Source organism: Terriglobus roseus (assembly GCF_900102185.1).
Lineage (GTDB): Bacteria > Acidobacteriota > Terriglobia > Terriglobales > Acidobacteriaceae > Terriglobus > Terriglobus roseus_A.
Map to the genome: position 1 here is coordinate 1,765,741 of NZ_LT629690.1, position 16,260 is coordinate 1,782,000.

Annotated in this window: 13 protein-coding genes; 9 read left to right on the forward strand and 4 right to left on the reverse strand. The window is 58.6% G+C overall.

What is annotated here, in order from left to right; all coding sequences use genetic code 11:
• Positions 1–30 precede the first annotated feature (30 nt).
• The 8 genes from BLT38_RS07540 (at position 31) to BLT38_RS07575 (ending at position 10,099) form a co-directional block, all read left to right on the forward strand.
• Complete coding sequence (locus BLT38_RS07540; protein ID WP_083344619.1) at positions 31–807, forward strand: TlyA family RNA methyltransferase; 777 nt, start codon at positions 31–33, stop codon at positions 805–807.
• A gap of 88 nt (positions 808–895) precedes the next feature.
• Positions 896–1,750: an NAD(+)/NADH kinase gene (locus tag BLT38_RS07545; RefSeq protein WP_083344620.1), complete on the forward strand. Its 855-nt coding sequence runs from the start codon at positions 896–898 to the stop codon at positions 1,748–1,750.
• A gap of 133 nt (positions 1,751–1,883) precedes the next feature.
• Positions 1,884–3,812 carry a M61 family metallopeptidase gene (locus BLT38_RS07550; RefSeq protein WP_083346977.1) on the forward strand — a complete coding sequence of 643 codons (1,929 nt, stop codon included), beginning with the start codon at positions 1,884–1,886 and terminating at the stop codon, positions 3,810–3,812.
• A 200-nt stretch (positions 3,813–4,012) separates the two neighbouring features.
• Positions 4,013–5,404 (forward strand): BON domain-containing protein, encoded by a 1,392-nt coding sequence (locus BLT38_RS20765; protein ID WP_083344621.1) that lies wholly within the window; start codon positions 4,013–4,015, stop codon positions 5,402–5,404.
• 166 nt (positions 5,405–5,570) lie between these two features.
• Complete coding sequence (locus BLT38_RS07560) at positions 5,571–7,565, forward strand: peptidylprolyl isomerase (RefSeq protein ID WP_083346978.1); 1,995 nt, start codon at positions 5,571–5,573, stop codon at positions 7,563–7,565.
• A 163-nt stretch (positions 7,566–7,728) separates the two neighbouring features.
• Positions 7,729–9,339, forward strand: a complete 1,611-nt coding sequence (malQ, locus tag BLT38_RS07565; RefSeq protein ID WP_083344622.1) for a 4-alpha-glucanotransferase — start codon at positions 7,729–7,731, stop codon at positions 9,337–9,339.
• 43 nt (positions 9,340–9,382) lie between these two features.
• Positions 9,383–9,565, forward strand: coding sequence for a hypothetical protein (locus BLT38_RS07570; protein ID WP_083344623.1), 183 nt, complete (start codon positions 9,383–9,385; stop codon positions 9,563–9,565).
• Positions 9,566–9,571: 6 nt separating this feature from the next.
• Positions 9,572–10,099 (forward strand): 3-hydroxyacyl-CoA dehydrogenase NAD-binding domain-containing protein, encoded by a 528-nt coding sequence (locus BLT38_RS07575; RefSeq protein ID WP_231966809.1) that lies wholly within the window; start codon positions 9,572–9,574, stop codon positions 10,097–10,099.
• Positions 10,100–10,163: 64 nt separating this feature from the next.
• Here BLT38_RS07575 and BLT38_RS20475 read toward each other — a convergent pair whose 3' ends face one another.
• From BLT38_RS20475 to lpxB, 3 genes are all read right to left on the reverse strand, one after another.
• On the reverse strand, positions 10,164–10,322 hold the full coding sequence (locus BLT38_RS20475) for a hypothetical protein (protein WP_156785051.1): 159 nt from the start codon (positions 10,320–10,322) through the stop codon (positions 10,164–10,166).
• A 301-nt stretch (positions 10,323–10,623) separates the two neighbouring features.
• Entirely contained in the window at positions 10,624–12,612 is a 1,989-nt protein-coding gene (locus tag BLT38_RS07580) for a M1 family aminopeptidase (protein ID WP_083344625.1), read from the reverse strand.
• Between the two features lie 95 nt (positions 12,613–12,707).
• Entirely contained in the window at positions 12,708–13,883 is a 1,176-nt protein-coding gene (gene lpxB / locus BLT38_RS07585; protein WP_231966810.1) for a lipid-A-disaccharide synthase, read from the reverse strand.
• 154 nt (positions 13,884–14,037) lie between these two features.
• Here lpxB and BLT38_RS07590 point away from each other — a divergent pair, with 154 nt between their 5' ends.
• Complete coding sequence (locus tag BLT38_RS07590; RefSeq protein WP_083344626.1) at positions 14,038–15,102, forward strand: YXWGXW repeat-containing protein; 1,065 nt, start codon at positions 14,038–14,040, stop codon at positions 15,100–15,102.
• A gap of 75 nt (positions 15,103–15,177) precedes the next feature.
• On the opposite strand, the gene BLT38_RS07595 is transcribed toward BLT38_RS07590, so the two are convergent.
• On the reverse strand, positions 15,178–16,260 hold the full coding sequence (locus tag BLT38_RS07595; protein ID WP_083344627.1) for an inorganic phosphate transporter: 1,083 nt from the start codon (positions 16,258–16,260) through the stop codon (positions 15,178–15,180).

Consider the following 16,260-nt stretch of genomic DNA (forward strand, 5'->3'; position numbering starts at 1 on the left):
CTCTGCGAGGATGGAAAAGGAGGCAGAAGCATGGCAAAGGTTCGTTTGGATAAGGCATTGGTAGAGCGAGGGCTGGTTCCTTCGCGAGAACGTGCCGCGAGTCTTATCCTGGCTGGCCGTGTGCTGGTGGACGAACAGAAGCAGACCAAGGCTGGCTTTGCGATGGCTGAAGATGCAGCGATTCGCATTCTGGGTGAGGACATGCCGTATGTCAGTCGCGGTGGATTGAAGCTGCGCGGCGCGTTGGATCACTGGAAGATTGATCTTGCTGGACGGCTGTGTGTCGACATTGGAGCTTCTACCGGCGGCTTTACGGATTGCATGTTGCAGGCTGGTGCAGTGGCTGTTCTGGCGGTGGATACAGGCTATGGACAGCTTGCGATGTCGTTGCGGAATGATGCGCGTGTGAAGTTGTTGGAGCGCACGAATGCTCGGCTGCTGGAGCCTGGTGCTCTGTTGCAGGAGGCGTCGTCGTTGGCTGGTGATATCGTGCCGAATTTCTTTTCCATGGATGTTTCGTTTATCTCTGCGTCGCTGGTGATTGCGGCTGTAGTGGCTGCTTTGACGAAGCCGGAGTCGAAGTGGGTGGGCGAGTGTGTGGTGCTGGTGAAGCCACAGTTTGAGGCTGGCCGTGAATGGGTGGGTAAGGGCGGTATTGTGCGTGATCCAGAGGCCTATCGCATTGCGACAGAGCGCGTGAAAGAGGCGATCCGTGTGGCTGGCGGTGAGACGGTAGAGGTGATTGATTCGCCGATCACGGGGATGGAGGGGAATCGGGAATTCCTGTTGTACGCGCGATTTGGATGAGCGATCGGGCACATGGCTTGTCTTTCGAACGATGATGAACTTGGTTCGTAAACGCGCTGCTGGTTGGGGCCAAGTACACTAAACAGGCATGCAGCACGTTGCCATTATTTCGAAACCGCAGAAGCCGGAACTCTTCACACTGTTGCCGGAGCTCATCTACTTTCTGAAAGAGCGCGGGTTTGAGGCGCATCTGGATGAGACAAGCGCGGCGTATGTGAAGGAACACGGCATGGTGCGTGACACCATGGCTGGTTGTTGTCCTTCCTTGGTGATTGTGTTGGGTGGCGATGGCACGCTGCTTTCCGCGGCGCGTGCGTTTGCCAAGACGGACACGCCGATTCTGAGCGCGAATCTTGGTTCGTTAGGATTCCTAACGGAAGTGCCGCTGTCGGAAATCTATAAGACATTCGATGCCTGGCAGGAGGGTTCCTGCTCCGTGGATCAGCGCAGCATGATGCATGCGGAGCTGTGGCGCGATGGTAAGGTGTACCAGGCCTGGGATGCTCTGAATGATGTGGTGATCAGCAAGGGCGCGATTGCGCGTATGGGCGATTACTCCATTCAGATCGGCGGCCAGAGTGTGGCTCGGTTCCGTGCGGACGGTGTGATTGTTGCCACACCTACGGGATCGACGGCGTACAGCCTTGCGGCGAATGGGCCGATTGTGATGGGCAGCGTGGATGCGATGGTGGTGACGCCGATCTGTCCGCATCTGCTGACGCTTCGCCCGATTGTGACGCCGGCGGATACGGAGATTTGCATCTCGGTGGTGGGAATTGCGGACCAGACTTTCCTGACTGTGGATGGGCAGGAAGCCGTGGAATTGAAGCTGTCAGATGAGTTACATGTCCGTCGCTCGCAGTATTCCGTGCGGCTGATTCGGTTGGGCGAGCATGGTTTGTTTAATGTGCTGCGGTCGAAGCTGAAGTGGGGCGAGCGGTAGGCCGGTTTTTCGCGTGAATTGGAATGACCGGCGTTGGCGTGGCTGCAGCTGTCATTACAGGATGTAGCATCAATGCAGACGCGATTCCTTCTGAGTTCTTCCTCGCGTATTTTCTTTTCGAGTTTTGCCTTTCATGTTGAAACAGTCCCGCAGTCTTGTTGCCGCCGCAGTGCTTGCGTGCGGCATGTCTCTTCATGCGCAGAAGACGCCGATTCAGATCACGGCTGATCTGACCGAGGGCGTTCGCCACCTGTATCACGCGGAGATTGATATTCCGGTGAAGCCGGATTCGACTGCGGACCTGATCACGCCGAAGTGGATTCCGGGAACACATGCTCCGGGTGGTCCGATTGGCGCGATTACGGGCATGGTGTTTACGGGTAATGGCGAGACGCTGAAGTGGCGTCGTGATGACGTGGAGCTGGCCGAGTTCCACGTGACGGTGCCGAAGGGTGTGACGAGCATCCATGCGCACCTGGACTGCATTGTTCCAGGACGTGTGACGTCGAAGATGAGCGTGCTGGAGTGGGAGCACCTGATGCTGTATCCCGCGCATGTACCGGTGAAGGAGATTGCGATTCAGCCTTCTGTGACGGTGCCTGCGGGATGGGGTACGGGCACCGCGCTGAAGCCGGTGGGTACGGTTCCGACGCCCAAGACGACGGGCGTGCTGGAAGGCGCGCATACGCCTCCTGCTGATGCAGTGACGACGAAGTATGACGTGACGACGGTGGAGCAGTTGGAAGATTCGCCGGTGATCACGGGCAAGTATTTCCATGAATTCGCGCTGGCTCCGGAGATCACGCCGAAGCATTTTCTTGACGTTGTAGCGGATGAGCCGGATGACGCGAAGATGCGTCCGGAGACGCTCGCTGAAATTGGAAACCTGGTGCGCGAGGCCGATGCGAACTATGGCTCGCATCATTACAACGAGTACCACTTCCTGCTGACGCTCTCAGATCGCGCAGGCGGCGAGGGGCTGGAGCATGGCCAGTCTTCTGACAACGGCACGGGCGAAAAGGGCTTTGCGGACGATGTGCACCAGTTGGCTGAAGCTGACTTGCTGGCGCATGAATTCACGCACTCGTGGAACGGCAAGTATCGTCGTCCGGCGCGGTTGTACCAACCGGATTTTGCGACTCCGCAGCAGGGCGACCTGATGTGGGTGTACGAAGGCATGACGCAGTACTGGGGCAACGTGCTTGCAGCGCGTGCGGGCCTGAAGAACGCCGAGGGATATCGTGATCTGCTGGCGCTGTCTGCGGCGCAGTTGGATTACAAGCGTGGCCGCAACTGGCGTTCGACGGAAGACACGGGCATTGCAGGAAGTTTGATTCGCGGCGGCAATCCGCAGTGGATGAACTGGCGTCGTGGACAGGATTACTACCAGGAAGGCGAACTGGTCTGGCTGGATGCGGATACGTTGATCCGCAAGCTGACGGACAACAAGAAGTCGTTGACGGACTTCGCGAAGATCTTCCTGGGCAAGGGCGGCAACACTGGTCCGTTGATTGTTGGTTATGAGTTCCCGGAGATTGTTGCCGACCTGAACGAGGTGGTGAAGTACGACTGGGACAAGTTCCTGCGCGACCGCATCAATGGCGTCGATCCGCAGGTGGATCTGGATGGTATTGAGCGCGGCGGTTACAAGCTGGTTTACCAGGATCACCCGAGCAAGAGCGAACGGATGCTGGCAGGAAGCCGTCGCGGTGGTTTGAATGTCTGGTACTCGCTGGGGATTCGCGTGACTGGCGAGGGCGTGATTGGTGACGTGCTGTGGGACGGCCCCTCGGACCGCGCAAAGCTGGCGCCGGGAGAGAAGATTGTCAGCGTGAATGGGCAGGCTTTCTCTGCCGATGCTCTGAAGGCTGCGATCGTGAAGGCGAAGGCTGATCCTGCGCCGATCCATCTGCTGGTGCAGCAGGAGGACGCGATTCTGCCGGTGGACGTGAACTATCACGATGGCGAGCGTTATGCCGTGCTCGTACGGCAGGAAGGCACGCCGGCCTATCTGGATGACATCATCAAGCCGCTGACGAAGCCTCAGACAGCGACGAAGTAGAACATCAACAAACAAAAGAAAGCCCGTCTGCTAGATTTGCGGACGGGCTTTCTGCTTGTTGAAAGGCCGAAGTTTGCGCTTGTTGGCCGGTGTTCGTTTGGCAACGAGAGATTACCGCAACTTCTTACTAGAAAGTGCGTTCTAACTGATACGGGCAGGCTGCGACGATCGAGCGGCCACAAGCCCGGCGGAGTTGAGTTATGCAGTGGAACCTTGCCGCACGTACTTTGGGATCGCTCGCGTTTGCGGCGGTCCTTGCCGCGCCTGTCGCGGGATTTGCCCAGTCTCAACCCGCTTCGACTGCTACGCAGAGCGGAAAGCTAAGCGATGCGCAGGTGGAAGCGGATGTTCTGAAGGCGTTTGCCGCGGATAATCGCCTGGCAAACCAGTCGATTAACTCATCCACAGTATTTGGAACCGTGACGCTGACCGGTTCGGTGACGGATGAGGCCTCGCGCACGGCTGCTGAACAGGTGGCGTCGCATGTGCAAGGCGTACAGAAGGTTGTCAGCCAGTTGACCGTGGGTGCTCCGGCGACTGCAACGGCTGATCCTGCCGATGCGAATATGTTGCCGTCCGACGGTTCGTCGCTGCCTGCAGCGCAGGGGCAGATTATTGCCGCGCAGCATCCACAGACCGATCCGGCGAATGGAAACCAGCAGGGCTATGCCCAGCCGCAGGATGGACAGCAGGCTGCTTCGCAGATGCCGGATGGCGACCCGAACAGCTATCCGTTGCCGGGACAGGAGAACGCTCCGCAGCAGGGAGCGCAGCGTCGTTTGTACTATCGCGACTATCAGCGCCAGATGGCGCAACAGCAGCAGGGTGGCTATCCGCCGCAGCAACAGCAGGGCTATGCCCAGCAGCCGCAGGGCCAGCCTGGTGGCGTGCAGGTGACGGTGCCCGATGGAACGGTGTTGCCGGTGCGCATCAATCACTGGATCTCCAGCGGCAATGCGCAGCCGGGATCGACGTTTGACGCATTTGTAACCAACGACATTTTGGCTGGTGGTCAGATTGCGATTCCTCGTGGTGCGACGGTTGAAGGAACAGTTGTAGATGCAAAGGGTGCAGGCGTTCTGAAGGGTCGTGGCGAATTGACGCTGCAACTGACGGCGCTGAACCTGGGTGGACAACGGATTCCGTTGCAGAGCCAGCCGTTTGTAATCAACGGACATGACAAGAGCCTGCAGTCAGTGAACTCGACGCTCATTGGCGGTGCGGTTGGTGCGCTATTTGGTGCGGCGATCGGTGGCGGAACGGGCGCGGCGATTGGCGCGGGTGTTGGTGGTGCGGCTGGTCTGGGCACGTCGGCGGCTTCTGGCGGCGGTAATGCCAATGTTCCAGCGGAGGCGATGCTTCAGTTCCGTCTGGTAGCGCCGGTGCAGTTAGTGACCGTGTCCGAGGCTGAGATGCAGCGGTTGGGCGGCTATGCAGGACCGGCGGGCGCGTATCCGCAGGGTGGCCCGGGACCGTACGGACGGCCGTATCCGGCTGTGGGTGTCGGGGTTTATGCAGCGCCGTATCCCTATCCGTATCGGTACTATCGGCGCGGATACTATTACGGGCCTGGCCCGTATTACCGGTACTAATTTGAACCAGATAAGGGCCGCAGCAGAAGATGCTGCGGCCTTTTTGTGTCTTCGCTCGGCTATACTTTCGTAAGCGTTCGTCCGGGAGGACGAATGCATGCGCGCGTATGTGTTTGTTCGCGCAACATATCCCGATTCACTCTTGAAGGGTTTCCGTCGAAAGCCAATGATTCGTTCTCTGCAGAAGGATAACCGTGTAACAAAGGCGATTTTCGCCGTAATCATCGGCGTCGCCACGCTTTCGATGGTGCTCTACCTTGTCCCCGGTCTGTATGACGGTCTTTCTGGCGCGCCGCAGGGCGTGTACGCCACGGTGCGTAAGCCGGGCTTCTTTGGCCGTTTTAGCGACGCGACGGAGATCAAGTCGACCGAAGTTTCTCAGGTGGCGCAGAATCTGGCGCAGCAGCAGAACCTGCCCGCACAGTATCTGCCGTTCCTGATGCCGCGCTTTGAGGCGCAGGCACAGCAGTTGCTGATTGCACAGGCGATTGAAGATCGCGAGGCGGAGCGCCTTGGTCTGAACGCAACTGCTTCCGATGTGCAGAAGGAATTGCAGACCGGCCAGCTTGGCCAGTTCTTCTTTCCGGATGGCAAGTTCATTGGCGACGACAAGTATCGCGAGTTTGTGACGACGCGTCTTGGCTTTGCCAGCGTTGGCGAGTTTGAAGAGAAGGTTCGCCAGGAGCTGACGGGACGCAAGCTTCAGGAGTTTGTCACGGCAGGCGCCGTGGTGAACGACAACTCTGTTCGCGAGATGGTTCGCAAGCAGGACGCGAAGGTTAAGTTCGATTACGTGGTGGTTTCTTCCGCAGATATTGCGAAGACGGTGAACCCGATCGACAGCGACCTGGAGAAGTGGTTCAACACGAACAAGGCACGTTACGCGACCGCTGTTCCTGAGAAGCGGCAGCTTGCATACATCCCCGTGACACTGTCGAACCTACCCGGTGGCAAGCCGCAGGTAAGCGATGCCGATGTGCAGGCGTACTACAACGCGCACAAGGCTGACTATCACGTTGATCAACAGGTGAAGGTTCGTCACATCCTGATCTCTGCTCCGCAGGGCGATGCCCAGAAGGATGCAGCGGCGAAGGCCAAGGCACAGGGAATCCTGGACAAGATTCATGCCGGTGGCGACTTTGCCAAGTTGGCGCAAGAGAACTCGGACGATCCGGGATCGAAGACGCAGGGTGGCGAACTGGGTTATGTGAAGGCCAATGGCCAGATGGTGAAGCCGTTCCAGGATGCCGCGATGGCTCTGAAGGCTGGCGAGACATCGGGCCTCGTGCACACGACGTTTGGTTATCACATCATCCAAGCTGAGGCTCGCGATGAAGCTCACGACAAGTCGTTGAGCGAGGTGGCTGGCGAGATTCGTCCGATTCTGGAACAGCAGAATGGAGCGAAGGCTCTGCAGGCGCTGACTGGACAGATTGCGAATCAGGCTGCGAAAGAGGGCATGGACAAGGCCGCTGCTGCGCACAACCTGAAGGTGACGACCTCTGGATGGCTGACCAACAGCGATAGCATTCCGGGACTGCCGGATAGCGCGCAGATGATGCAGGCCGCGTTCACAGGCAAGAAGGGCGATTCGCCGCGATTCGCTCCTGCGGGTGAAGGCACTTATGTTGTGTTCCAGACTGTCGATGTGCAGGCCGCGCATGCGCCCACGTTTGCTGAGTGGAAGGACAAGCTGCTGAACGACTATCGCAGCGAGCAGGTTCCGCAGATGTTGCAGGCGAAGCTGCAGAAGCTGAGTGATCAGGCAAAGCTGCTGGGCGATCTGCATGCGGCTGCGAAGGAAATGGGCCTGCCGGTGAAGTCGTCGGATCTGGTCGATCGCACGGGCAATGTACCGGATGTGGGATCGATGGGCGGTGCTGCTGCTGTCGTGTTTGACCTTGCAAAGGGCGGTATCAGTGCTCCCATTGCAAACGGTGAAAACGGCGTGGTGGCGCAGGTGACGGACAAGCAGGAGCCTTCGGCTGAGGAGATTGCGAAGGCGTTCCCGGCTCAGCGTGACAAGCTGGTTGAGCAGCAGCGCGCGGAACTGTTTGGCGTTTACATGCAGACGCTGATTGACGATTACACGAAGAAGGGCGCTGTGAAGATTCATCAGAAGCCCACACCGCAACCGGCTGGTTTGCCGATTGGCCAGTAGTTCTTCGTAATGAAATGAAGGCCGGACTCAGATGAGTCCGGCCTTTCTTTTTGCGTTTGTAACGAAGGTGGAATGACCATTCTGGTACTGGTGGGGTAAATGACGTCACGCTGCGGTTGGCCTCGCGTCGTTGCACCGTAAAATCGCATCACACGATACGGACATGATTTCTGAGCGACTTTCCGGCGTTTTATTGCACGTGACATCGCTGCCTTCACAGGGCGGCATTGGTGATTTTGGCCCCGCTGCCTATGCGTTTGTTGATTTTCTTGCGGCGGCTAAACAACGGCTATGGCAGGTGCTGCCGCTGAATCCGGTGGGGTATGGCAATTCGCCGTATTCCGCCGTTTCTGCGTATGCGGGAAATCCTTTGCTGATCAGCCTGGAACATCTGCAACGCGATGGATGGCTGTATGCCGGTGAAGCCGATGGCCTTGCAGGAACATATGGGCCGGTGGACTTTGCGCGCGCACAGGCTGAAAAACTGCCATTGATTGAACGTGCTGCGAGACGTTTCTTAAAGCGTTGCAGTACGGCTGATTGTCAGGCATTCGAAGCTTTTCGTGAGAACGGTAAGGGATGGCTCATCGACTACGCGCGCTTTACGATTCTGCGGCGGAAGTACGATTACCGGCATTGGAATGAATGGCCCGCGGAGCTTGCTGCGCATGATGACGCTGCGCTGGAGACCTTCGACAAAGAGAATCGCGAGGCGATGGAAATTGAGTTCGCCGTGCAGTTCCTGTTCATGCGGCAGTGGGAGACGCTGCGGGCATTCTGCACCAGCCGTGATATTCGCGTGATGGGCGATATGGCGATCTTTGTGTCGTATGACTCGGCGGATGTCTGGGCGAACAAGGAAGTCTTCGATCTGGACGAGCATTACAAGCCGATTGCTGTGTCGGGTGTTCCGCCGGATTACTTTTCAGAGACAGGGCAGCGGTGGGGCAATCCACTGTATCGCTGGCGCTACCTGGAGCAACACGGATTTCAGTGGTGGATTGATCGCGTAAAGCGGCAGATGGAGTTGTACGACCTGCTGCGGCTGGATCACTTCCGCGGATTTGAAGCGTACTGGCGCATTCCTGCGGAAGAAGAAACAGCGATGAATGGCGAATGGATTGAAGCGCCGGGACACGCGTTGTTCGATCGTTTGAAGAGTGCGTTGGGTGGATCGCTGCCGTTCATTGCGGAAGATCTTGGCGTGATTACGGACAAGGTGGATAAGCTGCGCTGCGATTTTGACATGCCTGGCATGCGTGTCTTGCAGTTCGGATTTGCAGGCCGTGGAGCGCATCTGCATCTGCCGCACAAGTACGACCGCAACACGGTTTGCTACACCGGGACGCATGACAACAACACCACGCTGGGCTGGTGGCTGGAAGCGCCTGAGATGGATCGGAAGAACCTGCTGACGTACCTGGGGCCGCTGGCGCATCCGAATGATTGCGTCTGGGCCATGATTCGTTGCGCGGAGCGTTCGGTGGCGTCGATTTGCATTGTGCCGCTGCAGGATCTGCTCCATCTTGGGTCGGAAGGCCGAATGAATACTCCAGGAATTCCGGAGGCGAACTGGACGTGGCGCTATCTGCCTGAACAGCTGCATCCCGACATCAGCGTGCAGCTTCGGCACATTACGGAAGAGTGCGATCGCGACGCGTACATTCCGGAAGAAGTGCTGGAAGATGTTGATTCGCCACCGCCGCCGGAGGCCCTGCATGACCAGAGCGGCGAGCAGCAGGGAACCCAACCTGAGGCGCTGGCCAGCGCATAGCGTCGTAATCGAATAAACTTCTTAGGAAGGAGTTTCTTACACGATGCCGCTGTCCGGTGAAGCGATCCGCACCATGAACTACGTTGACGATATTTCGGTAACGCTGCGCCGCATTCTGGCCGTGTTGCCTTCTCTTACCGAAGAGGAGCGCAGCCGCGTTGCAGAACACATTCAAAAGTCTGAGCCGAGCTATGCGTCGGTCGTCGCTGCGATTGAAGCGAAGTAAGACGCGTTGAACACGGAACAAAACATGCACGGCCCGCTGACGCTTGCACTGATTGGTGCAGGCAAAGCGGGCCGTTCGCTTGCCGCTGCGGCGGTGAAAGCAGGGCATCGCGTGGTGCTGGAAGACGTGATGCCAGCGAAGTTGCGCGAAGCCTTGGAAGAGATTCCTACCGAAGGCATGCCGGGCACGCTGGAGACGGTGACCACCGTGGAAGATGCCGTGCGCGAGGCCGATCTGGCAATTGATTTTGTGCCGGATGAGTTGGAGTCGAAGCTTGAGATCGTCTGCATGGTGGACCGCATGGCTCCGCCGAAGACGATTCTCTGCATTCAGACGCGGGCTTTGAACGTGACTGATCTTGCGGCTTGTACGTATCGCGCAGATCGCTGCGTTGGATTGGCGTTTGATGATGCTTCCGCTTTGATTACGCGAGGCGAGAAGACGTCGGACGAAACGATGCAGTTGGTAGAGGCTTTTGCGCGATCATGCCGTGAGGCAGTGGCGTTGCGCGAAGAGTCGCCGATTTTGCTTTAAGCAAAAAGCAAGGCCCTGAACGTCTTCAGGGCCATCATGGTGGACTCGACTTCAGTCCTGATGTTCAGCGATGAGCTGTCTGCTGCTGGCCCGTGGGACGCGGTGCGCTGTTGTGATAGCTGGGTGCGCTATCGTGAGTGCGCGGTGAGCGGTCGTGCTCCTGGGCGGCAATTGCAAGCGGTGTGGCGAGGGCAAGTAGAACTGCGGCGATGCGATACGTCATGGGAAATACACCCCTTGATGAGTCGGGCGCCGTCGAGCGGTCGCGGCCTTTGCCAGACTCGGCTTGGGAAGCGGGATACTACGTACCGGGTCCGTTCAAATCTCCGGTACGGCTGGCCTTATGCCAATCTTTTGAAGTCGGTGTCCCGGGTGTCGACGCCCCGGTCCTGACCAACTTCGGTACACATTTCTAGACGCTCTAGATCGCTCGAGGATTCATGTTTTCGCGGCGCTGTTGCCCATGATGGCACAGCAAAGGGACGCAGCTTTACGCCACGTCCCCTAATCCCAATGAAGTCAATTTAGTCCGTTGCGCGTGGGCGTTCGTAGGGCTTTTGCAGCAGCGCACGCGCTTCGTTAATCGCGCCTTGCGTGTTGTCGTTGGTCTGAACGGCGAGCCGATATTCCTGTACCGCGCGGTCGCGCTGGCCGGTGATATCAAAAATCTTGCCGAGGCCAATGTGGCTCCAGACCTGTGTCCAGCGCGGGTCGCCATCACCACGCAGAGCGTCGCGATAGCTGTTGGCTGCGGATTGGTAGTTACGCTGCGTGAAGAAGATCTCTGCGATGCGATAGGTGGCCAGCGAGGAGTTCTTGTTGGTGTCGAGAGCTTTCTGGTACTCAGCGAGAGCGCCGATGAGATCGCCCTGCGCGACAAGCTGCTGGCCCTTCAGAACAGCAACGCGGACAGCGAGGTCGGGCGTGCTCTTGAGAATCCAGTTGTCGGGATCGATGACGATGCGGCGCGGACGACCGAAGGTTTCAATCGTGTAAGCGGAGTCGGTTCCTGAGACATCAATCTTGCGCGTTTCTGTTTTGCCATCGGTTTCGATGCGAAGGTCGACGGGCATGCGGAAGAGGTCCAGGTCTTGTGCAACAGCACCAACAGTACGGAAACCTTTGCCCCCGCCGAGACGATAGACCGTGTACTTGTTCTGGAAGGTGGGCGCTCCGGTGCCGTCCAGCCATTGCGCGAAGAACGGCGTCAGATTGGTGCTGTCGCCTGCGGTAAGCTTCGCGATGTTCTCGAGATCAGCCGTGCGCACAGGTTTGTCGCGATAGGTGGAGAGCAGGTTCTTCAGGAAGGTGAGGAACTTGTCGTCGCCGAACTGGTAGCGCAGCATGTGAAAGACCATGGCGCCCTTTTCCAGCGTCATGGATTGGAATTGTGGCGAGAAGGGATCGATGCGAGCGAGCGTGGTGAGTGGCTGCGTGTCGTATGCGAGCGCGCCTGCCTCAATGTCGAGCATGGCGCTCTGCAATGCAGTTTTGCCGCCGTTCTCTTCCAGGTTCATCAACTCGCCGTAGCGCGCCATGCCGTTGGTGATCCATGCGTCGTTGAGCGTGGCGGGGCTGATGGCTGAACCGAACCACTGGTGCGCGATGGTGTTGGCGAGAAGGCGGTGGCTGTTCTTGTCGCCGATGCGATTGCCCGCAATGGCGATGACTTCCGGGCCCCACGAGGCGCTCACGGAGTCGTCAGGAATTTCAACGATCTGAAGGATGCCGGATTCAGGTGCGCCGAAGCTTTGGGTGAAGAACTCCTGCTGCTGTGCTGCGGTGGCGGCGTACTCGGCGGCGTTGGCCTTGTGCTTCTCCGTTACGTAGACGGATACCTGGCGGGCGTCCGCGGTTTTGATGGCGGGAAGGAATTTGCCGATCACCAGTGTTCCGGGAAGACCTGGTTTGTTCCAGAGGAAGTCAAACTCGGTCTTCTTGTCCGGCATTGCCTTCTTGGCAACAAAGCCACTGGAAACAGCGGTTTCGCCGTCCGGCACGGTGACCTTCAGGTCCATGGTGAAGCGGTTGGTGTACAGGCCAACCATGGGGAACCAGCGTCCGGGATAGAGCAGGATGGAGACGGGATCGGCGATGGCGGCCATCTTGATGCCTTCCACCGGACTTGTATCCTCGTCTTTCAGAATGCCAGCGTAAGCGAATGTAAACGTGGCACTTGTGCCGCTGGCCATGGGCGCAGGAAGGGATACGGTAACTGTGGAGCGACGGGCGTCGCGATCGCTATCGAGCGGCTTGGCCGCTGGGCCGCCGGTGATTTTGGTGATCCGCAAACCGTTGTTCAGCTCAAAGGTGGCGGAGGTGATGTCCTGGTTCGCCGTGAAGGTGACCTGTGCCGTGGCGGTCAGACGCTGCGCTGTGGGGTCAACCTCGGCCGTGATGGCATAGCCGGTGACGTTGATAGGCTGTCGCGTGGAGCTCTGCGCAAAGGCAGCGGAGCCTAGCGCGAAGAGGGCGGCGCTGGCAAAGGCGAGTGTCGTGCGAATCGCAGGCATGCTGGCAGAAATCCTTTTGGTGCAGGGACAGACTAGCCCCTTCTCCAGAGCTGTCAAACGGTTAGACGCAGATCGGCGGGGTGTGTTGTGAGGGATCAGGAGAGCGCCTCCAGAACGGCGTCGCGCAGACTCTCAATGGCGGTATGGTTCGTGGGGCTCAGCAGACGGCGCCGGACCTCGGCCAGCGCTTCGATCTGCTCTTCGCGTTGGGGCGTGTCAGCGAGGAGAGGCTTCAGCGCTGCGGCTACGTTTGCGCCGGTGAACTGATCCTGCAGAAGCTCTGGAACGACGCGGCGCTTTGCGATGAGGTTGACCATGGCAATGGGGAGATTGCCGTGCTGGTCGACCTCTGCCGGGATTTCCGGCGGGTATTTGACCAGCGCTTTTGCCATGCGGAAGGTCAGGTTCGATACGCGATAGACCACCACGAAAGGCGTGCCGATGACAGCGGTCTGAACGGTTGCTGTTCCGCTGGCGACCACTGCGGCGCGGCTATGCATGAGTGCGGCTCTTGCGTCATCCACCAGATGAAATGAGCCACTCCTTGCATGCGAACGCATCTGGTCACGGCGGTCATGATTCACAGTGGGAGCTACGGGGATGAGGTATTCGTAACCGTCGCCAAGGAGCATGGCGGCTTGAACAAGTCCAGGCAGATTGGCGTCGATTTCGCCACCACGGCTACCTGGTAGAAGCGCGACCCATGGCTTGAGAGGATTCAGAGCATAGCGTGTGGCGTACGCTTCGCGCGTGATCGTGGGCAGCGGTTGTTCAGCGAGCGGATGGCCTACAAACTCGGCTTTGACGCCGCGATTTTCATAGAAGGGCTGCTCGAAGGGAAAGATGGTGAGCATCTTTGAGACGCGTTGCTGAACCCACCGCAGACGCTTACGCTTCCATGCCCACAGTTGCGGCGACACGAACCAGATGACTGGTACACCCATTTGCTTGAGGTGTTTCGCGAGGCGGAAGTTTACGTCCGGGAAGTCGATGAGGACAGCGACGTCGGGACGCTGTTTCTTTATCGACTGCACCAGCGCGTTGTAGCTGCGCAGGATGGTGGGGATGTGACGCAGGATCTCCGTGATGCCCATGACGGCGACGTCTTCCGCGCGGATGACACGTTCCTGGCCGACGGCTTCCATGGCTGTGCCACCGAGGCCTGTGAATCGAGCTTCAGGCAGAACTTCGCGGAGGGCTGTGATCAGCTCTGCGCCGTAGTGATCGCCGGAGGCTTCGCCTGCTGAGAGAAAGATGAGGGGACTCTTCACGCACCTACAGTCTAGTAGCTGGAGCGTGAAAGTACAGATAGCAGGAACATTTGGCCTCAACAGAAAGAAAAATTTTCTGTGCAACATCCCCGGCGCAGCCGTGTCTTCACGTTTGTCCCGCAGCCATGCTGCGAACAAAAGGGAGACGATTCTGATGAAGACGTTCACACGCACTGCCACTCTTGCAGCCATAGCTGCTTTCGCTGCCGCCGTTCCATTGGCGCAGCATGCTTCCGCGCAGTCTTTTGCGATTGGGATTTCCATCCATACGGCACCGCCGGTATTGCCTGTGTACGTGCAGCCAGCCTGCCCGCAGCCGGGTTATATGTGGACGCCGGGATACTGGGCTTGGGGTCCTGAGGGCTATTACTGGGTTCCGGGTGTGTGGGTGGCTCCGCCGCGCGTGGGTGTGTTGTGGACGCCGGGCTACTGGGGTTTTGAGAGCGGCGCGTATCTGTGGCATGCAGGCTACTGGGGACCGCATGTTGGCTTCTATGGCGGCGTGAATTACGGCTTCGGTTACGGTGGCGTTGGCTTCGGTGGCGGCATGTGGGCTGGCAACGTCTTCCGCTATAACACTGCTGTGGTGAACGTGAATACGACGATCATTCACAACACCTACATTGATCGCACGGTGGTTCACAACACGGTGGTCAACCGCACCAGCTTCAATGGTCCTGGAGGCATTTCCGCACGGCCCACGCCGCAACAGATGGCCTTCAATCGTGAGCAACATTTTGGTGCCACAGTGAACCAGCAACAGCACCAGAACTTTGCATCGCAGGATCGGAATGCGTTTGCGCGGAACAATGGTGGCCGTCCACAGACCGTGGCGATGACGAACGTTGGCGGCAACCGGTTTGGTGCACAGGGACGTCCTGCCGCTGGACCGGCAATGAATCCGGGTGCGCGTCCCGCAGGACAACCGAACGGAGCTCCTGTGCAGCGCGGCTTCGCCAACAACACGGTGAACAATCGTGAGGTGAATCAGCAGCAGCGCGTTGCGAATGGCATTGATAGCGGTCGCATGTCACCGGGCGAAGCAGCGCGAGCGGAGAATCGTCAGCAATCGATTGATCGCCAGGTGCGGCAGGATCGTGTTGCGAACGGTGGTCGGATGACGGCTCCGGAGCGGCAGCAGGTGAACCACGAACAGAATGCGGCAAGCAGGCAGATCAGCCGCGAAAACCACAACGAGGCGCATGGACCGCGTCGTTAAACAACACTGAAAGTAATAGGGCGCGCTTAGTGAATAAGCGCGCCCTTCTTTATTGCACGATGCCGATGCCGATGCTTAGTGAATGGCGACTGCGCCACCGAGCCATGCTTCCAACGTGACGTGGAGCAGGTAATAGGTGATTGCTCCGACGAGAGCCGCGCCCGGGAAAGTCAGAATCCAGCCGTAGATAATGCGTTTGGCCCAGATCCAGCGGACAGCATGAAGACCACGTGTGGCACCGACGCCCGAGATCGCGCCGCCGATGGCGTGGGTGGTGGAGATGGGAACCTTCGCAATCGTGGCGAGACCGATGGTGATGGCAGCGGCCATTTCAGCGGAGAAACCACCCATGGGGCGCAGGTGCGGTGTGATGCGCGAACCCATCGTCTTAACGATCTTCCATCCACCGATCATGGTGCCGGCGGCGATGGCGGCGTGGCAGGACAGAATGATCCAGATGGGAATTTCATGGTGGCGGCCCAGCAGGTTGGTGTGGCCTTGTGCGTACTGACCGTAGCCGGTGGCGACGAGTGTGGCCACAATGATGCCCATGGTCTTCTGCGCGTCGTTGGTGCCGTGACCGAGCGAGTATGCACCCGCGGAGATGAGTTGCAGGCGGCGGAACCAGCGCGCGGCATCCTCACGCGGTGCCTTATGGCTGCTCCACGCCACGATGTGCATGATGATGTAGCCGAGCACCATACCGACGAGCGGAGACAGAATGAGGAAGATCAGGATGGAACCCCATCCTGAACCCCATCCCGTAAAGAGAATTGCGCGGTAGCTGCCGAACGATGCAATGGCCGCGCCTGCCAGTGCCGAGATGATGGCGTGCGAGGAGCTGGTGGGCAGAGCAAGATACCAGGTCAGCAAATTCCAAAGAATGGCGCCGATAAGGCCAGCGAGGACCACGTAAATGGTCATAGCTTCCGGCCGAATAAGGCCACTGCTGATGGTGTGCGCTACGCCGGTGCCGAAGACAAACGCGGCCACAAAGTTAAAGATGGCGGCCCACAAAACAGCCTGCGGCGGTGTGAGCACGCGCGTGGTGACGATGGTGGCGATGGAGTTCGCGGCATCGTGCACGCCGTTGAGGAAGTCAAACCCCAGAGCGATGACGACCGTAATGATGACCAGGAGCAGAGGTGCTGCGTGCAT